Annotated in this window: 25 protein-coding genes and 1 pseudogene; 13 read left to right on the top strand and 13 right to left on the bottom strand. The window is 71.2% G+C overall.

All coding sequences use genetic code 11. The annotated features are described in order from the left end of the window. Nucleotides 1-90: 90 nt before the first annotated feature. From BDW27_RS05345 to BDW27_RS05365, 5 genes and pseudogenes are all read right to left on the bottom strand, one after another. Nucleotides 91-759, bottom strand: coding sequence for an SRPBCC domain-containing protein (locus BDW27_RS05345; RefSeq protein ID WP_110048453.1), 669 nt, complete (start codon nucleotides 757-759; stop codon nucleotides 91-93). Between the two features lie 206 nt (nucleotides 760-965). Then, nucleotides 966-1,571, bottom strand: coding sequence for a bifunctional 2-polyprenyl-6-hydroxyphenol methylase/3-demethylubiquinol 3-O-methyltransferase UbiG (locus tag BDW27_RS05350; protein WP_110048454.1), 606 nt, complete (start codon nucleotides 1,569-1,571; stop codon nucleotides 966-968). Nucleotides 1,572-1,677: 106 nt separating this feature from the next. After that, complete coding sequence (locus tag BDW27_RS05355) at nucleotides 1,678-2,337, bottom strand: bifunctional 2-polyprenyl-6-hydroxyphenol methylase/3-demethylubiquinol 3-O-methyltransferase UbiG (protein WP_110048785.1); 660 nt, start codon at nucleotides 2,335-2,337, stop codon at nucleotides 1,678-1,680. A 27-nt stretch (nucleotides 2,338-2,364) separates the two neighbouring features. After that, nucleotides 2,365-2,726 (bottom strand): annotated as a pseudogene (gene crcB, locus BDW27_RS05360) (fluoride efflux transporter CrcB). Next, nucleotides 2,723-3,148 (bottom strand): CrcB family protein, encoded by a 426-nt coding sequence (locus BDW27_RS05365; protein ID WP_110048455.1) that lies wholly within the window; start codon nucleotides 3,146-3,148, stop codon nucleotides 2,723-2,725. Before BDW27_RS05365 ends, crcB begins: the two are co-directional and overlap by 4 nt. A gap of 112 nt (nucleotides 3,149-3,260) precedes the next feature. Between BDW27_RS05365 and BDW27_RS05370 the strand changes: the two genes are divergently transcribed. From BDW27_RS05370 to BDW27_RS05390, 5 genes are all read left to right on the top strand, one after another. Further along, nucleotides 3,261-3,638: a VOC family protein gene (locus tag BDW27_RS05370; RefSeq protein ID WP_110048456.1), complete on the top strand. Its 378-nt coding sequence runs from the start codon at nucleotides 3,261-3,263 to the stop codon at nucleotides 3,636-3,638. 88 nt (nucleotides 3,639-3,726) lie between these two features. Next, complete coding sequence (locus tag BDW27_RS05375) at nucleotides 3,727-4,347, top strand: TetR/AcrR family transcriptional regulator (protein WP_110048457.1); 621 nt, start codon at nucleotides 3,727-3,729, stop codon at nucleotides 4,345-4,347. 37 nt (nucleotides 4,348-4,384) lie between these two features. Continuing rightward, nucleotides 4,385-5,563, top strand: coding sequence for an acyltransferase (locus BDW27_RS05380; RefSeq protein ID WP_110048458.1), 1,179 nt, complete (start codon nucleotides 4,385-4,387; stop codon nucleotides 5,561-5,563). Nucleotides 5,564-5,648: 85 nt separating this feature from the next. Continuing rightward, nucleotides 5,649-6,182, top strand: coding sequence for a sugar O-acetyltransferase (locus BDW27_RS05385; protein ID WP_110048786.1), 534 nt, complete (start codon nucleotides 5,649-5,651; stop codon nucleotides 6,180-6,182). Between the two features lie 24 nt (nucleotides 6,183-6,206). Next, the gene (locus tag BDW27_RS05390; RefSeq protein WP_110048459.1) at nucleotides 6,207-6,554 is read left to right on the top strand and encodes an MmcQ/YjbR family DNA-binding protein; all 348 of its coding nucleotides are present in this window, start codon (nucleotides 6,207-6,209) and stop codon (nucleotides 6,552-6,554) included. A gap of 205 nt (nucleotides 6,555-6,759) precedes the next feature. On the opposite strand, the gene BDW27_RS05395 is transcribed toward BDW27_RS05390, so the two are convergent. Continuing rightward, nucleotides 6,760-8,655 (bottom strand): ABC transporter ATP-binding protein, encoded by a 1,896-nt coding sequence (locus BDW27_RS05395; protein ID WP_110048460.1) that lies wholly within the window; start codon nucleotides 8,653-8,655, stop codon nucleotides 6,760-6,762. 156 nt (nucleotides 8,656-8,811) lie between these two features. On the opposite strand from BDW27_RS05395, the gene BDW27_RS05400 reads away from it, so the two are divergent. Continuing rightward, nucleotides 8,812-9,669 (top strand): alpha/beta fold hydrolase, encoded by an 858-nt coding sequence (locus tag BDW27_RS05400; protein WP_110048461.1) that lies wholly within the window; start codon nucleotides 8,812-8,814, stop codon nucleotides 9,667-9,669. Here the strand turns inward: BDW27_RS05400 and BDW27_RS05405 are convergent. Further along, entirely contained in the window at nucleotides 9,608-10,555 is a 948-nt protein-coding gene (locus BDW27_RS05405; RefSeq protein WP_110048462.1) for a DMT family transporter, read from the bottom strand. The two genes, BDW27_RS05400 and BDW27_RS05405, sit on opposite strands and share 62 nt — an antisense overlap. Nucleotides 10,556-10,623: 68 nt before the next feature. Here BDW27_RS05405 and BDW27_RS05410 point away from each other — a divergent pair, with 68 nt between their 5' ends. Both BDW27_RS05410 and BDW27_RS05415 read left to right on the top strand, forming a co-directional pair. After that, nucleotides 10,624-11,481, top strand: coding sequence for a LysR family transcriptional regulator (locus BDW27_RS05410; protein ID WP_110048463.1), 858 nt, complete (start codon nucleotides 10,624-10,626; stop codon nucleotides 11,479-11,481). 118 nt (nucleotides 11,482-11,599) lie between these two features. Then, a complete protein-coding gene (locus tag BDW27_RS05415) occupies nucleotides 11,600-12,337 on the top strand; it encodes a VOC family protein (RefSeq protein ID WP_049577375.1) in 738 nt (245 codons plus the stop codon). Nucleotides 12,338-12,435: 98 nt separating this feature from the next. Here the strand turns inward: BDW27_RS05415 and BDW27_RS05420 are convergent, their stop codons facing one another. Continuing rightward, nucleotides 12,436-13,125: a GAP family protein gene (locus tag BDW27_RS05420; protein ID WP_110048464.1), complete on the bottom strand. Its 690-nt coding sequence runs from the start codon at nucleotides 13,123-13,125 to the stop codon at nucleotides 12,436-12,438. Nucleotides 13,126-13,193: 68 nt separating this feature from the next. Here BDW27_RS05420 and BDW27_RS05425 point away from each other — a divergent pair, with 68 nt between their 5' ends. Next, nucleotides 13,194-13,811 carry a TetR/AcrR family transcriptional regulator gene (locus tag BDW27_RS05425; protein WP_110048465.1) on the top strand — a complete coding sequence of 206 codons (618 nt, stop codon included), beginning with the start codon at nucleotides 13,194-13,196 and terminating at the stop codon, nucleotides 13,809-13,811. 128 nt (nucleotides 13,812-13,939) lie between these two features. Continuing rightward, nucleotides 13,940-14,500: a GNAT family N-acetyltransferase gene (locus BDW27_RS05430; RefSeq protein ID WP_110048787.1), complete on the top strand. Its 561-nt coding sequence runs from the start codon at nucleotides 13,940-13,942 to the stop codon at nucleotides 14,498-14,500. Nucleotides 14,501-14,504: 4 nt separating this feature from the next. On the opposite strand, the gene BDW27_RS05435 is transcribed toward BDW27_RS05430, so the two are convergent. The 4 genes from BDW27_RS05435 to BDW27_RS05450 form a co-directional block, all read right to left on the bottom strand. Then, nucleotides 14,505-14,912 (bottom strand): MarR family winged helix-turn-helix transcriptional regulator, encoded by a 408-nt coding sequence (locus BDW27_RS05435; protein ID WP_110048466.1) that lies wholly within the window; start codon nucleotides 14,910-14,912, stop codon nucleotides 14,505-14,507. A gap of 364 nt (nucleotides 14,913-15,276) precedes the next feature. Continuing rightward, nucleotides 15,277-16,080, bottom strand: coding sequence for a class I SAM-dependent methyltransferase (locus BDW27_RS05440; RefSeq protein WP_017543288.1), 804 nt, complete (start codon nucleotides 16,078-16,080; stop codon nucleotides 15,277-15,279). Nucleotides 16,081-16,178: 98 nt separating this feature from the next. Beyond that, nucleotides 16,179-16,544 (bottom strand): DUF4180 domain-containing protein, encoded by a 366-nt coding sequence (locus BDW27_RS05445; RefSeq protein WP_110048467.1) that lies wholly within the window; start codon nucleotides 16,542-16,544, stop codon nucleotides 16,179-16,181. Nucleotides 16,545-16,588: 44 nt separating this feature from the next. Next, nucleotides 16,589-17,017, bottom strand: coding sequence for a helix-turn-helix domain-containing protein (locus BDW27_RS05450; protein ID WP_017543290.1), 429 nt, complete (start codon nucleotides 17,015-17,017; stop codon nucleotides 16,589-16,591). Between the two features lie 149 nt (nucleotides 17,018-17,166). On the opposite strand from BDW27_RS05450, the gene BDW27_RS05455 reads away from it, so the two are divergent. Next, entirely contained in the window at nucleotides 17,167-17,649 is a 483-nt protein-coding gene (locus tag BDW27_RS05455) for a VOC family protein (protein ID WP_017543291.1), read from the top strand. A 45-nt stretch (nucleotides 17,650-17,694) separates the two neighbouring features. On the opposite strand, the gene BDW27_RS05460 is transcribed toward BDW27_RS05455, so the two are convergent. Further along, a complete protein-coding gene (locus BDW27_RS05460) occupies nucleotides 17,695-18,534 on the bottom strand; it encodes a (2Fe-2S)-binding protein (RefSeq protein WP_370446430.1) in 840 nt (279 codons plus the stop codon). A gap of 61 nt (nucleotides 18,535-18,595) precedes the next feature. On the opposite strand from BDW27_RS05460, the gene BDW27_RS05465 reads away from it, so the two are divergent. After that, a complete protein-coding gene (locus BDW27_RS05465) occupies nucleotides 18,596-20,005 on the top strand; it encodes a histidine kinase (protein WP_199560547.1) in 1,410 nt (469 codons plus the stop codon). Beyond that, nucleotides 19,993-20,700, top strand: coding sequence for a response regulator transcription factor (locus BDW27_RS05470; protein WP_026129019.1), 708 nt, complete (start codon nucleotides 19,993-19,995; stop codon nucleotides 20,698-20,700). Before BDW27_RS05465 ends, BDW27_RS05470 begins: the two co-directional genes overlap by 13 nt. Nucleotides 20,701-20,728: the final 28 nt, after the last annotated feature.

The following is a 20,728-nucleotide window of genomic DNA, read 5'->3' on the forward strand; positions in this document are numbered from 1 at the left end:
GATCTGGCACAACTGGATGATCGGTGCCCCGGTCAAGCGGTCGTTGATCGCTTACGACCACTGACCAGGGCACATTTTCCCATCAACGATCTAGGCCTCCAGGACCTTCTTGAGGTCGGCCAGCCAGGTACGCCAGTCGGCCTTCCACTCGGCGGCGCGCTCGGCGGTGGCGACGCGGGTGTGCTCGACCCCCGCCGAGGACTTGGCATCGCCCTTGGCCTGGAAGGTGACGGCGATGCGGGTGCCCTCGGGCAGGTCGGCGGTGAAGCGCCTGCCGGGTTTCGCAGTGCGTTCGGTCGCCTCGACCGGCAGCCAGCGAGCGCGCAGGTCGGGGTCGGCGAAGGCCTCGAACAGCCGCTCGACCGGAACGTTCACGGTCTTGCTGGCGCTGGAGGCGAAGCCGTCCTTCTTCTGGCCGGGCACGCGCAGACCGCGCTCCTGCTCGTAGGCGACGGTGACGGTCTGTGCCCACCAGTCGGGCACGCCCTGCTCCTCGACCAGCCACGCGGCGATCTCGGTGTGGGTGCGCGAGGTGGCGCCCCAGGCGTCCAGCAGGGCAAACCAGGCGTCGTAGTCACGGCCGGTGGCGTCGGTCACCTTCGCGTCGGAGACACGGGCGCGGATGGTGGCGGCACCCGTCCCCGACGCGGCGCCGTCGGCGGGATCGGAGATCAGGTGCGCCCGGGCGGCCGTATAGCTCTCGCCGGTCCTGGCCATGCGGGCGCGGACATCCCGCTGGAAGGACTTCTGACTGGTCATGACGCCTCCTCGGCGGAGCCCACGCCCCCGGTGCCCGCCGGAAGGGCTGTACGTCAGACCGGCACCCCGAGGACTCCGGGGCCCCCTTCGCCCCCTCGGTGCTGACGGCGAGGGCGTCGGGGCCGGAGGTTGGGCGCGGACCGCGACGTCTCCCACGCTACCCCCGTCCCACGCTACCCCCGGTCGGCACGTGTCACCAGCCCGGCTCAGGGGTGGGTGCGGTGGGCACGCAGGACGGTGTCGTGGGTGTGGTGCGACCCCTCGGGAGCCGGGGTCACCCGGGCTCGGGTCTCGTTGACGGTGACGGTCCAGTCGGTGCCCAGGAGTTCAGCCACCTCCGCGGGCTGGTAGTAGTCGCCGGGGGCGTGGCCGTCCGTCAGCCGCTCGGGAAGCGGCGTGATGTCGTGGCCGACGAACAGGAGGGTGCCGCCGGGGGCCACGGACGCGAGCAGGGTGCGCAGGGCGGTGTGCTCGGGTTCCCGTGGGAGCGGGAAGTAGTGGACGGTCACCAGGTCGAAGGCGCCCGCCGGGGGAGGCGTGGTGGTCAGGTCGCCCCGTTTCCAGGAGACCCGGCCTGAGACGCCGCCGCTCGCGGCGGCGGCGCGGTCGAGGGCGACACCGGAGATGTCGACCCCGGTGACCAGCCAGCCCCGGTGCGCCAGCCAGAGGGCGTCGCCGCCCTCGCCGCAGCCCACGTCGAGTGCCTGACCGGGTGGGAGGTCGGCGAGTTCGGTGACGAGGACGCCGTTGGGGTCGCCGCTGAAGAGCTGCTCCTGGCTGCCGTACCTGTCGTCCCAGAACTGTGCGTCCATGCTCGTGCTCCTTGGTGGTTCGCAGGGGCCTGTTGGCCCGCTCCGTCACCAAGGTGCCCCGACCGCGAACAATGCGGCAAGGTTTGTTGCGGGAATGGCAAAAAGGTCAGGAGGGATGGTCGTACACGAGGGTGTGCCGCCAGAACAGACGCCGGCGCACGCGGGCACCGGGCAGCTCCTCGGCTGCCGCGGCGCGGATCCGGCCCAGGGTCCACCGCGGCTCCAGGGTGGGCGCTCTCATGTGCGGGGGTGGTTCGGTGGCGGCGACCGGGTGCCTGATCAGGCCGACCAACGGGTTGAGCACGGCGGAGACCAGTGCGGTGAGGTGGTCGGCCCAGCCCGCGTCGCGGTGGCAGCCCACGACCACCAGCCGTCCGCCGGGGGACAGGGTGGCGCGTAGCTCGCGCAGGGTCGCCTCCAGCGGCAGGTGGTGCAGGACGGCCACCATGGTGACGGCCTCCCAGCGGCGGTCGGGGTCGCGCTCCGCGAAGCCCGCCTGAGTGACGGTCACTCCGGGGGCGTCCGCGAAACGGGCCCGGGCGAGGGCCGCGGTGGCCGGATCGGGTTCGAGTCCCGAGACCTCGCCGACGCGTCGGTGCAGGCGTGCCACCAGGTTGCCTGTGCCGCATCCCACGTCCAGGACGTCGCGCGCCCCGCTGGCCGCCACCCTGCGCACCACCCAGGGGGCGAGGCGGTCGTTGTGGCTCCACGGATGCCGCTGGTTGAGGCGGTCCAACCAGGTGGTCACGGGTGTCAGCGAGGGCATGTCGGCCACAGTAGCGGGGCGATCGGCTCAGCCCAGCAGTGCCCCGGCCACGGTCAGCCCCGCCCACGCCGCACCCACACCCAGGCCCAGGTGGGCCAGCACGTTCACAAGGGCGTGCCCTCGGGAGCCGGTTCGGCAGAGCTGGACCGTCTCGTACGCGAACGTGGAGTAGGTGGTCAGCGCCCCGCACACCCCCACGCCCAGCAGAGACATCGCCTCGGGGGACAGGGGGGGGCCAGCAGCGCCCCGAGGACCAGGCTGCCCACCACGTTCACCACCAGGGTTCCCCAGGGGAAGTCCTCGCCGAGCCGGCGTTTGAGTTCCAGGTCCACGAGGAAGCGGACAGGAGCTCCCACGGCCGCGCCCAGAACGACCATCAGCTCGCTCACGGGTTGCGCCCTCCTCCGTGTGTGAGGAACCGGTGGGCCAACGAGGAGGCGGCCCAGGCCGCGGTGAGCGCCCCCGCGACCGTGAGGAGGAGGTAGGTCAGCGCGACCTGGGGTGCGCCCCGCTCCAGTGCGGTGACCACGTCAGTGGCGTAGGCGGAGAAGGTGGTGTACCCGCCGAGGAACCCCACCCCCCAGAAGGGGCGGACGAGGCGGTTCCCGGGCCAGCGGTGCACGATCAGCTCCATGAGCAGGCCGATCAGCAGGCTGCCGGTGACGTTGATCGCCAGGATCGTCCAGGAGACCCCGCAGGCCGCGGGCGGGCAGAGCGCGTCCAGGGCGTGCCGGGTCAGTGCGCCCAGTGCCCCACCGGCGGACACGGCGGCGACCAGGAGCGGCAACGACCCCCGTGCGGATGTGGACATGGGGTCATTGTGCACCCGCCGTAGCCGCCGTGGCCGATCAGTGCGGGTGGCGACAACGGCGCGACTCCGATATCCCGTGGCGGCCCGGTGCGCGCGTGCCTGGGGTGCGCCCATGACACTCATGCGCGACATCCTCCTGGACTGCCGTCACCCGGCGTCCCTGGCCCGGTTCTGGGCCGCGGCGATGGACGGGTACGCCGTGGCGCCCTACGACGAGGGGGAGCTGGCCCGACTTCGTTCGGAGGGCGTGCTCGACCCCGAGGACGACCCCCTGGTTCTGGTGGAGGGCCCGTCGGGAAGCCCGTCCTTCTTCTTCCAGAGGGTCCCCGAGCCCCGGGTGGCCAAGAACCGCATGCATGTGGACCTGGTGGGGGACGGTGTCGAGCTCGAACGACTGCTCTCCCTGGGCGCCTCCGTGCTCGCTCGTCTCCCCGGCCTGGTGGTGTTGGCCGACCCCGAGGAAAACGAGTTCTGCCTGGTCGACGACTGAGGTGTCCGCGAGCCCTCAGGGTCCGGGCTCAGGGGGTGTTCAGGGCCATCCCCCATGGATTCCTGGCCCGGCGTATAGGATTCTGGCCATGCAGTCAGAAAATAATCCAGACGGCCAGAAGCGGTCCTTCATCGAGGAGGCCCGCAGGGCGCAGATCATCGAGGCGGCGGTGGCGACCATCGCCGAGGCGGGCTACCCCAACGCCTCCCTCGCTCGGATCGCTAGGACCGCCGGGATCAGCAAGGGCGTGATCTCCTACCACTTCGACGGCAAGGACGAGCTGATGGACCAGGTGGTGACGGGCGTCTACACCGAGATCGCCGAGACGGTCGCCGCCCGGGTCATGGCACAGGCCGACGCCGAGGCGATGCTTCGCGCCCACGTGCGCGGCGTGGCCGAGTACGCACTGGAACACCGTGACCGCATGGCCGCGCTCGCCCAGATCTTCATCCACGCACGCGACGCCGACGGCGGCCCCCGATTCGGGGGGCGCAAGGCCGAGCCGCTGTACCAGGGCCTCGAGGCGTTCTACCGCCACGGGCAGGACAGCGGCGAGTTCCGCGACTTCGACGTGCGCGTGATGGCGGTCAGCCAGCAGTCGTCCATCGACGCGATGTTCGAGTACTGGCGCGTCCACCCCGACCACGACCTGCTCGCGCACGCCGACGAACTGGGAGAACTCCTGGTCCGCGCCACCCGAGCCGACTGACTGCCCCAGGGCTCACCCAACCCGGACAGAGGGCACCATGACACCGCGACCATCCACGACCACCACGACCCGTCCCCCGGCCACCACAGCACGCCTGTTCTTCGTCGACAACCTGCGCGTGTTCCTGACGGTGCTGGTGGTCCTGCACCACGTGGCCATCACCTACGGCAACATCCCGTTGTGGTTCTACACCGAACCCGCCCAGGACCCCACCGGCGGCCTGTTGGACCTGTTCGTGGTCCTCAACCAGACCTTCTTCATGGGCCTGTTCTTCCTGCTGGCCGGGTACTTCGTCCCGGGGGCGGCGGACCGCCGGGGGCCGCGCTCCTTCGTCCGTGAACGCCTGGTCCGCCTGGGCGCGCCCCTGCTGCTGTTCCTGCTGTTGCTGCGCCCCCTGGCCATGGCGCCCGCGCACGCGGACATGCTGGCCGCCGACCCCGAGCTGTCGTACTGGATGCTCTACGTGTTCGGGATCGACCCCGGACCCATGTGGTTCGTGGAGGTCCTGTTGGTGATGAGCCTGGTCTACGTGGTGGTCCGGGGTCTGCGTGAGCGCCGCGCCTCCGTCCTGGAGGCCGGTGCGGCTCGGGATGCGTCCCGGCCCGCGGACTCCGAGCCGCTGCACTGGTTCGTCCCGGTCGTTCTGTTCGCGGTGGGGCTGGCGGTGGTCACCTTCGTGTGGCGGTTCGCCTTCCCCGCGCCGTACTGGCCGGTGGTGGGGCTGCCCAGCCCCGGCTACCTGCCCCAGTACGCGGCCCTGTTCACCGTGGGTGTGTTCGCGTACCGGCGCAACTGGCTCATGCGACTTCCGAACTCGGCAGGGTGGGGCGGACCGACCATGGCGGTCGCGGGTCTGGTCGCCCTGGGGGCGGCCGTCGCTGTCCTCGGTGTGGACTCCCTGACCCCGGGTGGCTGGCAGGTGCTGGTCCAGCTCCTGGCGGAGACCCTCTTCTCCATGGGCGTGGTGGTGACGCTGCTGGTGCTCTTCCGGAGGCTGTGCAACCGGAGCAACCGCTTCCTGGGCTTCCTCTCCGACAACGCCTTCGCGGTCTACGTGCTGCACGCCCTCGTGCTGGTCGCGCTCGGGCTGGCGCTGAGCGGGTGGGAGGCCAGCGCCCTCGCCAAGTTCGCCGGGACGGCCGCCTTGGCCGTGCCGCTGTGCTGGGTGGTGGCCGCCGCCGTGCGGTCCCTCCCGGGGGCCCGACGCATCCTCTGAATCGAGGTGCGCGACGGAACCCCAGGGTTAGGGTCGAGCCAGGACTCCCGAAGGAAGGACCCCCGTGGGCACTCAGAAGGAACGCATGCTGGCCGGCGAGCTCTACCTCGCCGACGACCCCGAGATCGATGCGGACGTGGCCCAGGCCCGGCTGCGCTCCGAAGCGTTCAACAGCACTGCGGCCGACGACGTGGAGGGCAGGCACAAGGCCCTGACCGACCTCGTCGGTGAGCTGGGTGAGGGGAGCGAGGTCCGTCCGCCGCTGCGGGTGGACCTGGGGTACCGGATCACCATCGGGCCTCGCTCGTTCGTCAACTTCGACGCGGTCATGCTCGACGTCGCCCCCATCACCATCGGCGCGGACGTGCTGATCGGTCCGGGCGTCCAGCTGCTCACCCCCACACACCCCCTCGACCCCGAGTTGCGCCGAGCCAAGTGGGAGGCGGCCGAGCCCATCACCATCGGCGACAACGTGTGGCTCGGTGGCGGGGTCATCGTCTGCCCGGGTGTGACCATCGGTGAGAACACCGTGGTGGGCGCGGGGGCGGTGGTGTCCAAGGACCTGCCCGCCAACGTGGTGGCGGTCGGAAATCCGGCCCGGGTCGTCAAGGAGATCTGACGCCCCCGTGAGGGAGGAGCACGCATGAGCGGCGAGGACGACGTCCGGCGGATCGCGCTGGCACTGCCGGAGGTGACCGAACGCCCCTGCTATGGCAGGCCCGCCTTCTACGCCTCGGGCAGGATCTTCGCCCGCCTGCACGACATGCCCGACGTCCTGGTCCTGTGGCTGGCCAGCGCCGAGCACGGTCAGGAGCTGAGGGACGGCGACCCGGAGCGGTTCTTCACCACCGACCACTACCAAGGGCACGCCAGCGTGCTGGTGCGCCTGGGCCTGGTGGAGGCCACCGAGCTGTCCGAGCTGCTGGACGAGGCCTGGCGTCTTCGCGCCCCGCGCCGCCTGACCGGGCCCGGACCGGACACACGGGTCTGACCCTGGGGTGGGGGGCGGGGACACGTGGTGTGTCCCCGCCCCCCACCCGTCCCGGTCGGAAACGAGCTGACGGGCGGGCCTCTCCCAGCGAGGTGACCCTGCTGGTCAGGTGGCATGGGGAGCCGGGGTCCTCGTGTGCGGGCCCCGGCCACGGAGGGGCCGTTCCCCGGTGTGGCGCCACCGGGGAACGGGGTCTGCGACACCGCTAGGGGGCCTGGACAGCCGACGCCGGTTCGGTGTCCCCGTGGGAGAACTGGGTCCGGTACAGCTCGGCATAGCGCCCGCCCCGGGCCAGCAGCTCGGTGTGGGTTCCGCGTTCCACGATCCTCCCGGCCTCGACCACCAGGATCGCGTCGGCGGCGCGGATGGTGGACAGCCGGTGGGCGATGACCAGGGCGGTCCGCCCCTCCAGGGCCTCGGCCAGGGCCGCCTGGACCGCGGCCTCGGACGTGGAGTCCAGGGCGGATGTGGCCTCGTCGAGGATGACCACCTCGGGCCCGGTCAGCAGGAGGCGGGCGATCGTGAGCCGCTGGCGTTCCCCGCCGGAGAAGCGGTAGCCGCGTTCGCCGACCACCGTGTCCAGCCCGTCGGGCAAGCTGCCGACCAGGGTGTCCAGGCGGGCGCGGCGCAGGGCGTCCCAGACCTGGGCGTCGGTGGCCTCCGGGGACCCCAGGGTGAGGTTGGCGCGGATGGACTCGTGGAACAGGTGTCCGTCCTGCGTGACCATGCCCAGGGTGGCGCGCACGGACGCGAACGTGAGGTCGCGGACGTCGGTCCCGGCCAGACGGACTGAGCCCTCGTCCACGTCGTACAGGCGCGGGGTGAGCTGGGCGATGGTGGACTTGCCCGCCCCGGAGGAGCCGACCAGGGCCACCGTCTGGCCGGGTTCGACCCGGAAGGACACTCCGTGCAGGACCGGTCCGTTGTCGGTGGTGTCCAGGGTGGCGACCTCCTCCAGGGAGGCCAGGGAGACCCGGTCGGCGGTGGGGTAGCCGAAGGTGACGTCGTCGAATTCCAGCGAGACCGGCCCGGCGGGGACCGGGCGCGCGTCCGGCTTCTCGTCCACGAGGGGTTCGAGGTCGAGCACCTCGAACACCCTGCTGAAGCTGACCAGGGCGCTCATGATCTCCACGCGGGCACTGGCCAGGGCGGTCAGCGGGGCGTACAGGCGGGTGAGGAGCATGCCCATCGCCACGACCGTTCCGGCGTCGAGCTGGCCGCGCAGCGCGTAGAAGCCGCCGAGGCCGTAGACCAGGGCGAGGGCGAGCGCGGAGACCAGTGTCAGGGCGGTGAAGAAGACCTCCTGGACCATGGCGGTGCGCACTCCGATGTCGCGGACCCGGCTGGCTCGGCGGGCGAACTCGGCGGACTCGTCACCGGGGCGGCCGAAGAGCTTGACCAGGGTGGCGCCGGGCGCGGAGAAGCGCTCGGTCATCTGGGTGCTCATGGCGGAGTTGTGGATGGTGCGCTCGCGTTCGATCCTGGCCAGGCGGGCGCCCATGCGGCGGGCCGGCAGGACGAAGACGGGCAGCAGCACCAGCGAGAGCAGGGTGATCTGCCAGGAGAGAGTCACCATGACGACCAGTGCGAGGACGAGGGTGACGAAGTTGCTGATCACTCCGGACAGGACGTCGCTGAAGGCGCGTTGGGCACCGATGACGTCGTTGTTGAGCCTGCTGACCAGCGCGCCGGTGCGGGTGCGGGTGAAGAAGGCGACCGGCATGCGCTGGACGTGGTCGTAGACGGTGGTGCGCAGGTCCAGGATGAGCCCCTCGCCGACCCGGGAGGAGAGCCACCGCACGATCAGGGCGAGGACGGCCTCGGCGATCGCGACCAGGGCGATGAGTCCGGCCAGCAGGAGGACCGGCCTGAGGGGCGATCCGTCCACGATCTCGTTGACGACCTCACCGGCCAGGAGCGGGGACGCCACCGCCAAAGCGGCCACGAGGACGCTGAGCGCGAGGAACCAGGCCAGGGGGCGTGAGTGCGGGCGGGCGAAGGCGGCGATCCTGCGCAGGACCGGCAGGGAGAAGGGGCGTTGATCCTCGTGGGCGTGCATCGCGTGGTAGATCGAGTTCCACGCGGCCATTTCCATACTCATGGGGTCATCCACCGGTCCGTGTCGTTGGCTACCCCAGAACAGTAGAACCTCAACAATAGTTCAGGTCAACTTTGCACATGCATCTCTCTCATGCTCCCTATTGTTCCCTGACTTGTGGGCGTTTAGGGTAGCTTAGGGAACTAAAGGGAGGATGTCATGAGTGTGATCTACCAGACCGAGGCCGAGGGGCAGTGGCTCCGACAGCGGTACAGCCAGGCCCTGGCCGACGCCCCGGTGTCGAACCAGCAGCTGCGCGTCCCCACCCGCGAGGGCGAGACCTTCGTGCTCGCCTGCGGCCCCGAACAGGCTCCGCCACTGGTCCTGCTGCACGGTTCCGGGGCCAACGGCAGCCACTGGTACGCGGACCTGCCCGCGTGGTCCGAGCACTTCCGCGTGTACTCGGTGGACCTGGTCGGCGAACCCGGGCTGAGCGCGCCCTCCCGCCCTGACCTGGCCACGGAGGCCAGCGCGCTGTGGCTGGACGACGTCCTGGCCGGGCTCGACGTGCACACGACCGCGATGGTCGGTATGTCCCTGGGGGGATGGACGGCCCTGGACTACGCGGTCCGCCGACCCGGACGAATCACCCGCCTCGCCCTGGGATGTCCCGGAGGCCTGGGCGCGCAACGCCGGTGGAGCATCCTCGCCGCGGGGCTCCTGATGCTCCTCGGGCCACGCGCCCGGGAGCGCTCCGTCCGCTACCTGGTGGGGCTCGACCGCTCCGGAAACGAGGCGGTGCTGGAGGAGGTCATGGCGGTCTTCACCCGGTTCCGCCCGCGCACCGAGGCCCTGCCGGTCCTCAGTGACGACGCTCTGCGCACGCTGGACCTCCCGCTCCAGGTCACCGTGGGCGACCGCGACCGGATGTTCGACTCCTCGGAGACCGCCCGGCGGGTGCGCGCGTGCGTTCCACACGCGCACGTGCGGGTGCTTCCGGGGGTCGGCCACGCCCTCACGAGCCAGACCGGACCCGTTCTGGAGTTCCTTCGGGGGCGGGTTCCCCACCCCGGGTGACCGTTCCCGCGCTGACCGCGTTGGCGGCCACGATCGCCAGGATCGCCGCGCCCTCCACCCAGTCCAGGGCCTGTCCCAGCACCGCCCAGCCCGCGAGGGCCGCCATCACCGGGTGCACGCTCATGAACAGGCCGAAGAACCGGGCCGGGACCCGCCGCAGCGCGTACAGGTCGCCCAGGAACGGGACCATCGAGCAGAGGACCCCCGCCACCGCCGCGCACAGCACGGCGGTGAGCGTGGGCGGGTTCAGGTACAGGACGACGATCCCCACGGGGACGAACACGAGCGCGGAGATCCCCGCGGCGGCGGCCGATCCCTCGATCCCGGGCAGCCGCCGCCCCACCGTCCTGTTGAGCAGGATGTACGCCGCCCAACAGGCCGCCGCGACCAGGGCCAGGGAGATCCCGAGGTAGTCGGTGGACGGTTGCGGGCGCATGAGGACCGCGACCGCGCCGCCCGCCACCAGCGCGCAGGCCAGGTCGGTCCAGCGGCGTGAGGCGGCCAGGGCCACCGCCAGGGGACCGAGGAACTCCAGGGTGACGGCGAGCCCCAGACCGATGCGGTCGACGGCCAGGTACAGGGTCAGGTTCATGGACCCGAACACCACCGCCATCGCCAGCACCGGCCACCACTGGTGCCAGGTGAACGAGCGCAGCCGGGGCCGTCCCACCACCATCAGCACGGTGCCCGCCACCCACTGGCGGATCGCGACCACACCGACCGGCCCGATCACCGGGAAGGCCAGGGCTGCGGTGGCCGCGCCGACCTGGTTGGAGGCGCCGCCGGTCAGCATCACGGCCACGCCCCGCCATCGCCTCCCGCCCGCTTCGGGGCCGTTGCCCCCGGCCGAGTCCCCGCCCTGTCCGGTGCCGGTGAAAGTCGTCATACCGCGAGCATCCACCGGCGTTTCACATACGCAAAATGCATACGACTGTGCATCTATACGCTGGAGTCATGGATCTCGAACTCCGCCACCTGCGCTGCCTGGTCGCCATCGTGGACACCGGCAGCTTCAGCGACGCCGCCCTCGAACTCGGGGTGTCCCAGGCGGCGGTCTCCCGGACCCTCGCCGCTCTGGAGGGCATCCTCGACGTGCGTCTGCTGCACCGCACCAGCCGCAACGTCACGCCCACCACCGCGGGGGTCCAGGTGCTGGCCCGAGCCCGTCACCTGCTGGCCGAGGCCGACAACCTCGTGAGCGAGGCCACCACCGGCCACACCCGGCTGAGGGTGGGGCACGCGTGGTCGGCGGTGGGTCGCCACACGGCCGAGTTCCAGCGCCGCTGGTCCCACCTGTACCCGGACGTGGCCCTGCACCTGATCCGCACCAACACCCCCACCGGGGGCCTGGCCGAGGGACTGTGCGACCTGGCGGTGGTCCGGGCGCCCTTTGACAGCAAACGCTTCGACAGCGCCGTGGTGGGGCACGAGCGGCGGCACTGCGCGATGGCCTCCGACGACCCCTGGGCGCGCCGTCGCTCCCTGCGCCTGGAGGAGCTGGCGGGCCGGGTCCTGCTGTTCGACCGCCGCACCGGGACCACCACCGCGGACCTGTGGCCGGAGGACGCCCGTCCTGAGATGGAACCCACCCGCGACATCGACGACTGGTTGGCCGAGATCGCCACCGGGCGTGCGGTCGGCATCACTCCTGAGAGCACCGCGACGCAGTACCGGCGCGACGGGATCGTCTTCCGGCCCCTGCGCGACGCGCCGCTGATCCCCGTGCGGCTGGTCTGGCGGCGGCACGACCCGCACCCGGCCACGCACGCGGCCGTGGCTCTGCTCTCGGAGCTGTACGCGAAGGGCCGCTGACCCCAGGGGGAGCGGTCAGAGCGCGCTCACGTCGCGGCGCTCCTCCTGCTGGGCGGCCCGGACCGCCAGGGAAAAAGGGGTGGGCCGCCCGGGACGTGTGGGCCTACGATCGGTCGTCATGGCCACTCGACTTGTTCAGATCGCGATGAACGCCCAGGATGACGCCGCAGTCGGCGGTTTCTGGGCACGGGCACTCGGTTGGGAGACCTCCAGCGAGGGACCCGGCGTCACCAACCTCGAACCCGAGGGCTTCGCCTACCCCGACCCCATCGCGCTCTGCGTCGACGTTCTTCGCGTGCCCGAACCCAAGACGGTACGGAACCGCGTGCGCGTGGACCTCGCCACCACCTCCGAGGCCCACCTGACTGAGCTGGTCGCGCGCCTGGAGGGCCTTGGCGCGACCCCCGACGACCGGGGACGGGAAGGCGCCCCCGGGGCCGCCCTGTCCGACCCCGAGGGCAACGAGTTCCGCGTGCTGGAGCCCCGCGCCCTCTACCGGGACACCGGCCCGATGGCCGCGGTGGTGCTCGACTGCGCCGACCCGCGGGCCATGGCCCGTTTCTGGGGCGAGGCGACGGACTGGACCGTGCACGAGGTGACCGACGAGCACGCGCTCCTTCGCTCCTCGGAGAGGGTCGGCCCGTACCTGGAGTTCGTCCGCTCCGTCGAGGTGAAGACCGTGAAGAACCGGATCCACCTCGACCTGAGGCCCTATCCCGGTGACGACCAGGCGGCGGAGACGGACCGGCTGCGGACCCTGGGCGCCACCGACGTCGACCTGGGGCAGGGTGACGTGCCGTGGACCGTGCTGGCCGACCCCGAGGGGAACGAGTTCTGCGTCCTCACCCCGCGCTGACGGCAGAACCGGTCGACCCTCGCGGGACCGGGCGCGAGGAACACCGGAACAGGATTCGGGGGCTGGCTACAGCCCTGTCGAATCCCCCGACCCCCGCCTCAGAGGTCCAGGGAGTCGATGAGGTCGATGATCCCCACTTGCTGGAGACCGTTGATGAGCAGGAGGAGCCCCACGATGCCGATGACCCAGGACAGGACCTCGCGCGAGCCCGAGTCGATCTTCTCCCGCCAGCGGTCCAGTCTGGGGCGCAGGCGCTCGCCGAACACGCGGTGGCCCAGGTAGAGCAGGACCGGGGGCAGGACCATCACCAGGTTGTAGGCGGCGAGCATGGGGACCCAGGTGTGCGGGGCCAACTCGGCGGTGCTCATGACGCCGATCGCGCCGAGGTAGGGCAGCGCGGTCCCGGCCTCCAGCAGTCCGGTGGCCAGGCCCAGGCCGACCATGCTGGTGGTCCGGAACGAGGCCGGGCGACGGGGTGCGCGCCGCTTGGTGGGCATCACCCAGGAGTAGGCGAACAGGCCCGCCCCCAGGACCACCATGACCCAGCCCGTGACGGGGCTGTCGGCGAGGTGGGACAGTTCGCTCAGTGCGACTCCCAGTCCCAGCATGAGCGCGCACCCGAGGGCGAAGTAGAACAGTGCCACCGTGCCGAGGTAGACGAAGAGGGGGCGGGCGACGGAGCTGGCGCCGCTCAGCAGCACGAAGAGCGAGACACCGAGGGTGGTGGGGCTCAGTGTGTCCAGGAGCGCCAGTCCGGCGACCGGCAGGAGTACGTCCAGGGGAGGCATGCGTCTCTCCGCATCTTTTCAACTCGACTGTGCCAAATAAAATAACACAGATGTGCTAAAAAAGGAGGGTGCCCAAGATCGTTGATCACGAAGAACGCCGCCGGGAGCTGGCCGAGGCCCTGTGGAGGGTGATCGCCCACTCCGGCCCCCAGGCCGTGTCCATCCGCACCGTCGCCGCTGAGGCGGGGCTCTCCGCCGGGGCACTGCGCCACTACTTCCAGACCCGCGAGGAACTGCTGGTCTTCGCCATGGACCTGTCCGAGGAACGCGTGGTCGGGCGGATGCGGGAGCAGTCGCTCAGCATGGCCCCTGAGGACTCCATGGTCGAGCGCACCGCCGGGTTCGCCGAGCACATGCTCCCCCTGGACCCCACTCGCAGCGCCGAGTTCCGTGTCTGGGAGGCCGCCGGGCACCTCGGCGACCTCGACCCACGCCTGGAGGAGCGCTGGATCCGCCAGAGGGGCCTCTACCGTCGGTTGGTCGGCGGGCTCGGTGGCCTGCCTCCCCTGGAGGACCCCGAAAGCGAACACCCCGACCCCTGGTTGGAGACCTGGGCCGCGTTCCTGCACACCTTCGTGGACGGGCTCGCGCTCCAGATGATGGTCAACCCGGCGCAGGTTCCCCCCGAGACCGGGCGGGCGAGGCTGCGGTCCTTCCTGGCGCACGTCGAGTCCACCCGAAAGTAGCCCCGGTCCGATCGCCTCGGCCCGGCTCCCGGACCAGGGGGTGGCCCGGCCACTCCCCGGGCTTGGACATACTGGGTGCGCGGTTCGGGGTGATTCCGAATGATTTCGAGGGGGAGAGTGTGACCACCATGCACGGCGAGGGTGTGCCGGACGGACGGACCAAGGTCGAGTTCCGGCCCGCGGGGATCGAGGACGTCCCCGCGCTGGTCGACCTGGTCAACTCCTGCTACCGGGGCGACAGCTCGCGACAGGGCTGGACCACCGAGGCTGACTTCCTCGACGGGCAGCGGGTGGACGCCGACGCCCTGACGGAACTGTTCGGCCGCACCAACACGCTGGTGCTCGTGGGCGAGTCCGAGGGCGAGATCGTCACCTGCTGTGAACTCCAGCGCAGCGTCAACGGCGCGTACTTCGGGATGTTCTCGGTGCGCCCCGACCTCCAGGGAGCGGGCCTGGGCCGAGTCGTGCTGGCCGAGGCCGAGCGCACGGCCGCGCGCGAGTGGGGGTGCCGCCTGATCCGGATGAAGGTCCTCAAGCAGCGCCCCGAGCTGATCGCCTGGTACGAGCGGCGCGGGTACACGAGCACCGGCAAGACCGAACCCTTCCCCTACGGAGACGACGCCTTGGGACAGCCCCGTCGGGACGACCTGGCCTTCGTCGAACTCACCAGGGAACTGCTCTTCGACTGACCGGTCAGGGTTGTTCGAGGTTGGCCGACATCCGCTCGAGGACGTTGACCGTGTCCCGGTACTCCTGGTCGCCGACGCCCTCGCACAGTCGTTCCCGTGTGCGTTTGACGCGCTGGAGGAGTTCTCCGTGGGCCCGCTGGCCGTCGGCGGTCAGCTCCAGCGAGACCAGGCCGCTCACCCAGCCGCGCTTACGCAGGGCCTCCACGGCCGGGGCGACGGTGGGCTCGTCCTCCTCCAGAAAGGGCGCCAGACGCTGGTCCAGCTGGAGGACGGTGCCGGGGTCGTCGTGCAGGGAGTTGAGCACCTGCCACTGGCGGCGGCCGAGGGAGTCCTCGGCCAGGGCCCGGTCGAGGTCGTTCTCGATGAGCCGGTCCAGGTGCTTGAGCCAGAATCCGATGGGCAGGTCGGTCATGGTGCCTCCGGATGGGTCGAGGTCCGGGTCCCGAACGGACCGACGATATATCGGCCGTCGCCGTCGCGGCCAGTGTCACGCCGGATTCGGCCGGTGCGTGTTCCGTGAGGCTGATGGTGAGAGACGGTGCGCAGGTGCAGTCGCCAGCCGTCGCCCCCGGGTGGCCCGGGCCACCCGGGGCGGTTGATCCCGGCGGGGGAGCGCTGAGTACTGAACGGTCACCGGTCCCTTCCGTACGATCTCGGTGACACAGGGGCGCCGCCGATCAGCTCCGTCACGGCCGTCAGTGAGAGCCGCGCGCTCCAGGGCCTCGTCGCAGTGGGACCGGGCGGCTGGTGGAAGGGCAGGCCCGGCGCGGGCTGGCTCAGTCCGGAACCCGGCACAGGATCGCGCCCCGGGGGATGACGAACACACCGTCGGGGTGAGCGCTCCACCGCCGCCAGCCCTGGGAGATCCACTCCAGGTCGTCCTGGCTCGCCATCCCCCTCGCGACGGCGTCGCTCCCCACCGCCGACTCCAGGATCCGGCGCGACCACATGTCGCCCCACCAGGAACGGCGTTCGGGGTCTGAGTGGTTCCACGCCTCGGCGACATAGCTGACCTCGGTGAATCCGGCCGCGTGCGCCCAGGCCAGCAGGTGGCGACCGGCGTCGGGTTCGCCCCCGTTGGCGCGGGCCACCCGCTGGTAGAGCGTCATCCAGGCGTCCAGTTCGGGCAGGCGCGGGTACCAGAACATCGCCGAGTAGTCGCTGTCGCAGGCGGCCACCACGCCGCCCGGTCGGGCGACCCTGCCCATCTCGGCCAGCGCCCGCACCGGGTCGCCCACGTGTTGGAGGACCTGGTGGGCGTGGACGACGTCGAAGGCGTCGTCGGGCAGGTCCAGGCCGTGGACGTCGCCGACCACGAAGTCGACGTTGTCCGCGCCCGCCTCCTCGGCGTGGGCTCGTGCCCGCTCGACCGCCTCGGTGGAGGCGTCCACGGCGGTGACGCGGCCGGGCGCGACCCTGCGGGCGAGGTCGACGGTGATGCTGCCGGGACCGCAGCCCACGTCCAGGAGGGAGTGCCCGGGCCTGATCTCCGGCAGCGCGTATGCGGCTGAGTTCTCCGCGTTCCGCCACAGGTAGGAGGTGGTGACGGTCGGGTGCTGTCCGTGCGTGTACCGGGCCATCGGGTTCCGCCTTCGTCTCGGGGGCTTCGGCCGACCCTACCCCCACATCTCTCCCTGTGAGACTCAGTTCTCAATAGGCGAGACGAAAAATGTCCGGATCAGTGGGACAGCCGCTCCTCCAGGGCCTTCAGGTCGGAGACGAACCAGCACTGCGTTCCGCGATCACACTCGCGGACGAGATCGCGAAAGGCGTCGCTGGCCGCCACGTGCGCGGAGACGTCCCCGACCACGGCCAGACGGAGTCGGTAGTTGGCGAACTTCTGGAGGAACTCTCCCGCCACGCCGGTGCTCAGCCGGAAGAAGTCCGGGTCCAGGCGTCCGGCGGGCACCGCGACCCAGGTGACGCCGTGGTGGAAGGCGTCCCCGATCACGTCGGCGGCCTCGCGCAGGGGAGGTCCCAGCTCCGGGCAGAGCATGACCGGCCGTGTGCCCAGCTGGCGGACCTCCGGGAGGATCTGCGACATCGGCTCCGTTTTCCTGCCCGGCACCCCGGCTGCGTCCGGAGCGCTCACCGCTGGTCACCCACGAGGGAGTCGATGTAGCCCAGCAGGGTCGAGGTGGAGGCGAGGTCGCCCACCATGACCACCTTCAGCCGGGAGCGCTCGGGGTCGTGGACCACCTGGACGTGCGCCCGGCCGCGGTCCTCGGGGCGCCCGGTGACCGTGAGCAGCGTGGTGACACGATCGGCCATGGCGCGGTCGACCCCGTCGACCTGCACCACCGTGGAGGCCTCCGCATGCGGAGCCTCCCGGGTCTCGGGCCCCTCCTCGGACAACGGGCCACCCGTGAACTCCTCAAGGTCACGGCGGCGGACGCGGTACTGCTTCCCGATCCGGGTGGCCGCCAGGCGCCCCTCACGGACGTAGGCGCGCACCGTCTTGACGTGCAGACCCAGAAGGTCCGCGACCTGGTCCACCGAGTAGTACTGCTGGGGCACGGCTCTCCTCACTGACACTTCCTCCTTCCGCAAACTTCCCTCATCATACTCGCAATCACAGGACTTTAGGGAAGTTTGGGGAGTGTGGTGCGGCACGAGAGAAGCGGGTACCAGAGGGGAGAGGGGAAACTCCGGGGGAGGGGGAGACCATGGCACTCCTGCACACGATCAGGCCGTGTCTGTGGTTCAACGACCAGGCACAACAGGCGGTGGAGTTCTACACGCACGTCTTCGAGAACTCGCGCGTGCTCAGGACCACGTACTACGGCCCCGACATGCCGGGGGCCGAGGGCACCGTGCTGACCATCGAGTTCGAACTGGACGGAGCGCCCTTCACAGCGCTCAACGGCGGGGGCGGGTTCACCTTCGACGAGGCGGTGTCCTTCCAGGTCATCTGCCGCGATCAGGCCGAGTCCGACCGCTACTGGAACGCCCTCACCGACGGCGGCCAGGAGAGCCAGTGCGGCTGGCTCCGGGACCGCTTCGGCCTCTCCTGGCAGGTCTTCCCGGAGGAGCTGGACTCCCTGGTGTGGGACCCCGACCCCGAGCGGGCGTACCGGGCCACCCAGGCCATGCTCACGATGCGCCGGATCGACCTGGAGGCCGTCCGCCGGGCGGCGGACGGCGTCTGAGCCGGGCCGGACCGGCCCCGTGGGCTGGACGGCACGGGCGTCCCCTCACCCGTGAAGGGCGGTGTGCGGATGGCGCAGCGCGCAGTCCCCGCACAGGCCGCCCCCGGGCAGCCGGTAGTACAGACAGCAGGTGGTCCTGCGGAAGACCGCCGACCCGGTGCGGTCCGCCCCGACATAGGCACCCGTGCCCCGAAGGGAGGGGCGGTCCATGAGGACTCGGACCACCTCCTCCGCGTGGGCGCGCTGCCCCACCCGGGCGCCACCCAGGGCGCGAGCGGCCCCGGCCAGGGCCGCACCGGTGTCGCCGCGCAGCAGACCGGGGGAGACCCGGCCGATCCCGGTCAGGGCCTCCTCCACGTGGGTCAGCACACCTCCCACCACGGTCTCGTCCACCCAGGCGGCGACCTCGCGTGGTTCCCTCGACAGCGGTACGGCCCGGGTCTGTTCCGTACGCAGCTCCAACGACCCCGAGCGCCCCGGTTCGTGGACGAACAGGTCGGCGCGCAGCGCCACCCCGTGACACAGCCCCGCCGCCAGCACCGGCGAGAGCAACCGTGAGGCCAGCCCCTGGTGGAACAGCGAGGCGCCCACCCGCCACTCCACGTCCTCCGCGCCGACACCCGAGACCGCGCCGAGCTGGGCCCGCACGCGGTCGACCTCGACGGCCACCCGCTCCCGTCCGGACTCGGTGCGTCCGTCCCACGCGGTGACCGGCTTCCAGCCCCCACCGAGCGGAGCGCTCCCCACCCGGAAGAACGTGTTGACGCCCCCGACGTCCTCCAACACCCGTTCCAGCACCGCCACCCCCCCGGTCGACGAACCCGAACCCCCACCCTGCACCATCCGGCGCCCGACCCGCCCCGACCAGGCCGGTAGTGCTGGCACCACCCGCGTTCCTCGTGCTGCTGACCTCGTGCCCAACTGCCCCGATCCCTAGATTGGTCCTGTGAGCGGCACACGAGAAGAGCGGGCGCGGAGCGCGGAACGGGGCGGCGGAAGGGTCGGGGCCCGGCTGACCGCCCTGGCCGGTGTCCCCTTCGCCTCCGACCTCCACGGAAGCGGATGGCGGCTGCTCCTGGTCCAGGTCCTGCACCTGATGACCTCCCTGACCCTGGCACTCTTCTACCTGATCCCCGTCTCCCTGCTGGTCATGGTGGCGAGCTGGATCGGTGTGGGGCTGTTCCTGCCCTGGACGGACATCGGGTCCACCTACCCGGCCTCCCAGATCGTCCGCGACTCCCTGGGGTTCCTGGTCGCCCTGCCCGTCACCGCCACCCTGCTCGCCAGACTCGCCTGCCGGGTCCAACGCGACCGCCTCGCCAACGTGTTCGGGATCGTGGAGGCCGACCCGCCCGACCCCCTGGCCGACGACAACCCCTGGACCCGGGTGTGGCGGTTCGTCTTCGGCCGCGACGCGTGGACCATGGTGGTCTACAGCACCGCCGCCGGCCTGCACGGACTGTTCGCCGCCGGCCTGGTCGTGGTGTTCGTGGTGTGCGGCGGGGCCGCCGCCATTGGTGCGTCCCTGGGAATCGCCTACATCCTGGCCCTGGGCACACCGGGCGACCTGGTCGGCCCGCTGATCCTGGTCGTCGTCGGCCCGCTGGCCGCCGTGGTCGGTCTGCGTCTGGCCCCCCACATGATCTCCACCGAGGTCCTCCTGCACCGCCTGCTGCTCTTCGAGGCCCCCGAGGTCCGGATGCGGCGCAGGCTCCTGCACGTCCAGGACAGCCGACTGCGGATGGTCGACGAGGCCGAGGCCGAACGCCGCAGGATCGAACGCGACCTGCACGACGGCGCCCAGCAACGGCTCCTCGCGCTCACCATGACCCTCACCCGGGCGCGCGCCCGGCTCTCCCACGACCCCGACGGCGCCCGTGAGCTGATCTCCGAGGCGCAGAAGGAGTCCCGGGAGGTCATGACCGAACTCCGCCAGGTCGCGCGCGGCCTGCACCCCAGGGTCCTGACCGACCACGGGCTCGGCGCGGCCCTGCCGGTGGCGGCCGGTCGTTCCCCGGTCCCGGTCCGCCTCGACGTGGACCTGCCCGAACGCCCCTCGGCCCGGGCCGAGGGGGTCGCCTACTACGTGGTCTGTGAGGCGCTGACCAACATCGCCAAGCACGCCGACGCCGAGCAGGTCACCGTGACCACCGAACGGATCGCGGCCCTTGGACGCGGGGGCGAGCTGCTGCGCGTCACCGTGACCGACGACGGGGTCGGGGGCGCCGACCCCGAGACGGGCACCGGTCTGTACGGGCTGTGGGACCGGGTGGACGCGGTCGACGGGATACTGACCGTCCACAGCCCGACCGGCGGGGGCACCGTCCTGACCGCGAACATCCCATGGAAGGCGTGACCGTGAGCACGGCCGACACACACGACGAACGGCGGGGGCCGAGCGTCATCATCGCCGAGGACTCCGTGCTGCTGCGCAGCGGCATGGTCCGGCTGCTTGAGGACTCCGGGGTGGAGATCCTCGCCGAGGTGGGCGACGCCGACGCGTTGACCGCCGCCGTCCTCGAGCATCCGGACGTCGATCTGTGCCTGATCGACATCCGGATGCCGCCCACCTACTCGGAGGAGGGCATCCAGGCCGCGGTGCGTATTCGGCAGGACCACCCGGAGGTGGCCGTGCTGCTGCTGTCCCAGCACGTGGTCAGCCGCTACGCCGCCGACCTGCTCGGCGGCGGCGCCGAGAAGGTCGGCTACCTGCTCAAGGACCGGGTGGCCGACATCGAGGAGTTCCTCGCCGTGCTGCGCCGGGTGGCCGGGGGCGGCGCGGCGATCGACCCCGAGGTGGTCTCACAGCTGCTGAGCAGGCGCCGGGACCGGGCCCTGGAAGGCCTCACACCGCGTGAGGGTGAGGTCCTCGAGGTGATGGCGCAGGGTCTGAACAACGCCGGGATCGCCGACCGGCTCACCATCACCGACCGGGCCGTGGAGAAGCACATCAGGTCGATCTTCACCAAGCTCGACCTCGGCCAGGACGACCACGACCACCGCAGGGTCCAGGCGGTGCTGCGCTACCTGCGCGGCACCGACCGGGACTGACCGGCACCGGCACGACACCGGGAAGCCA

It is taken from the genome of Nocardiopsis sp. L17-MgMaSL7 (assembly GCF_003182025.1).
In the GTDB taxonomy this organism is placed as follows: domain Bacteria; phylum Actinomycetota; class Actinomycetes; order Streptosporangiales; family Streptosporangiaceae; genus Nocardiopsis; species Nocardiopsis prasina.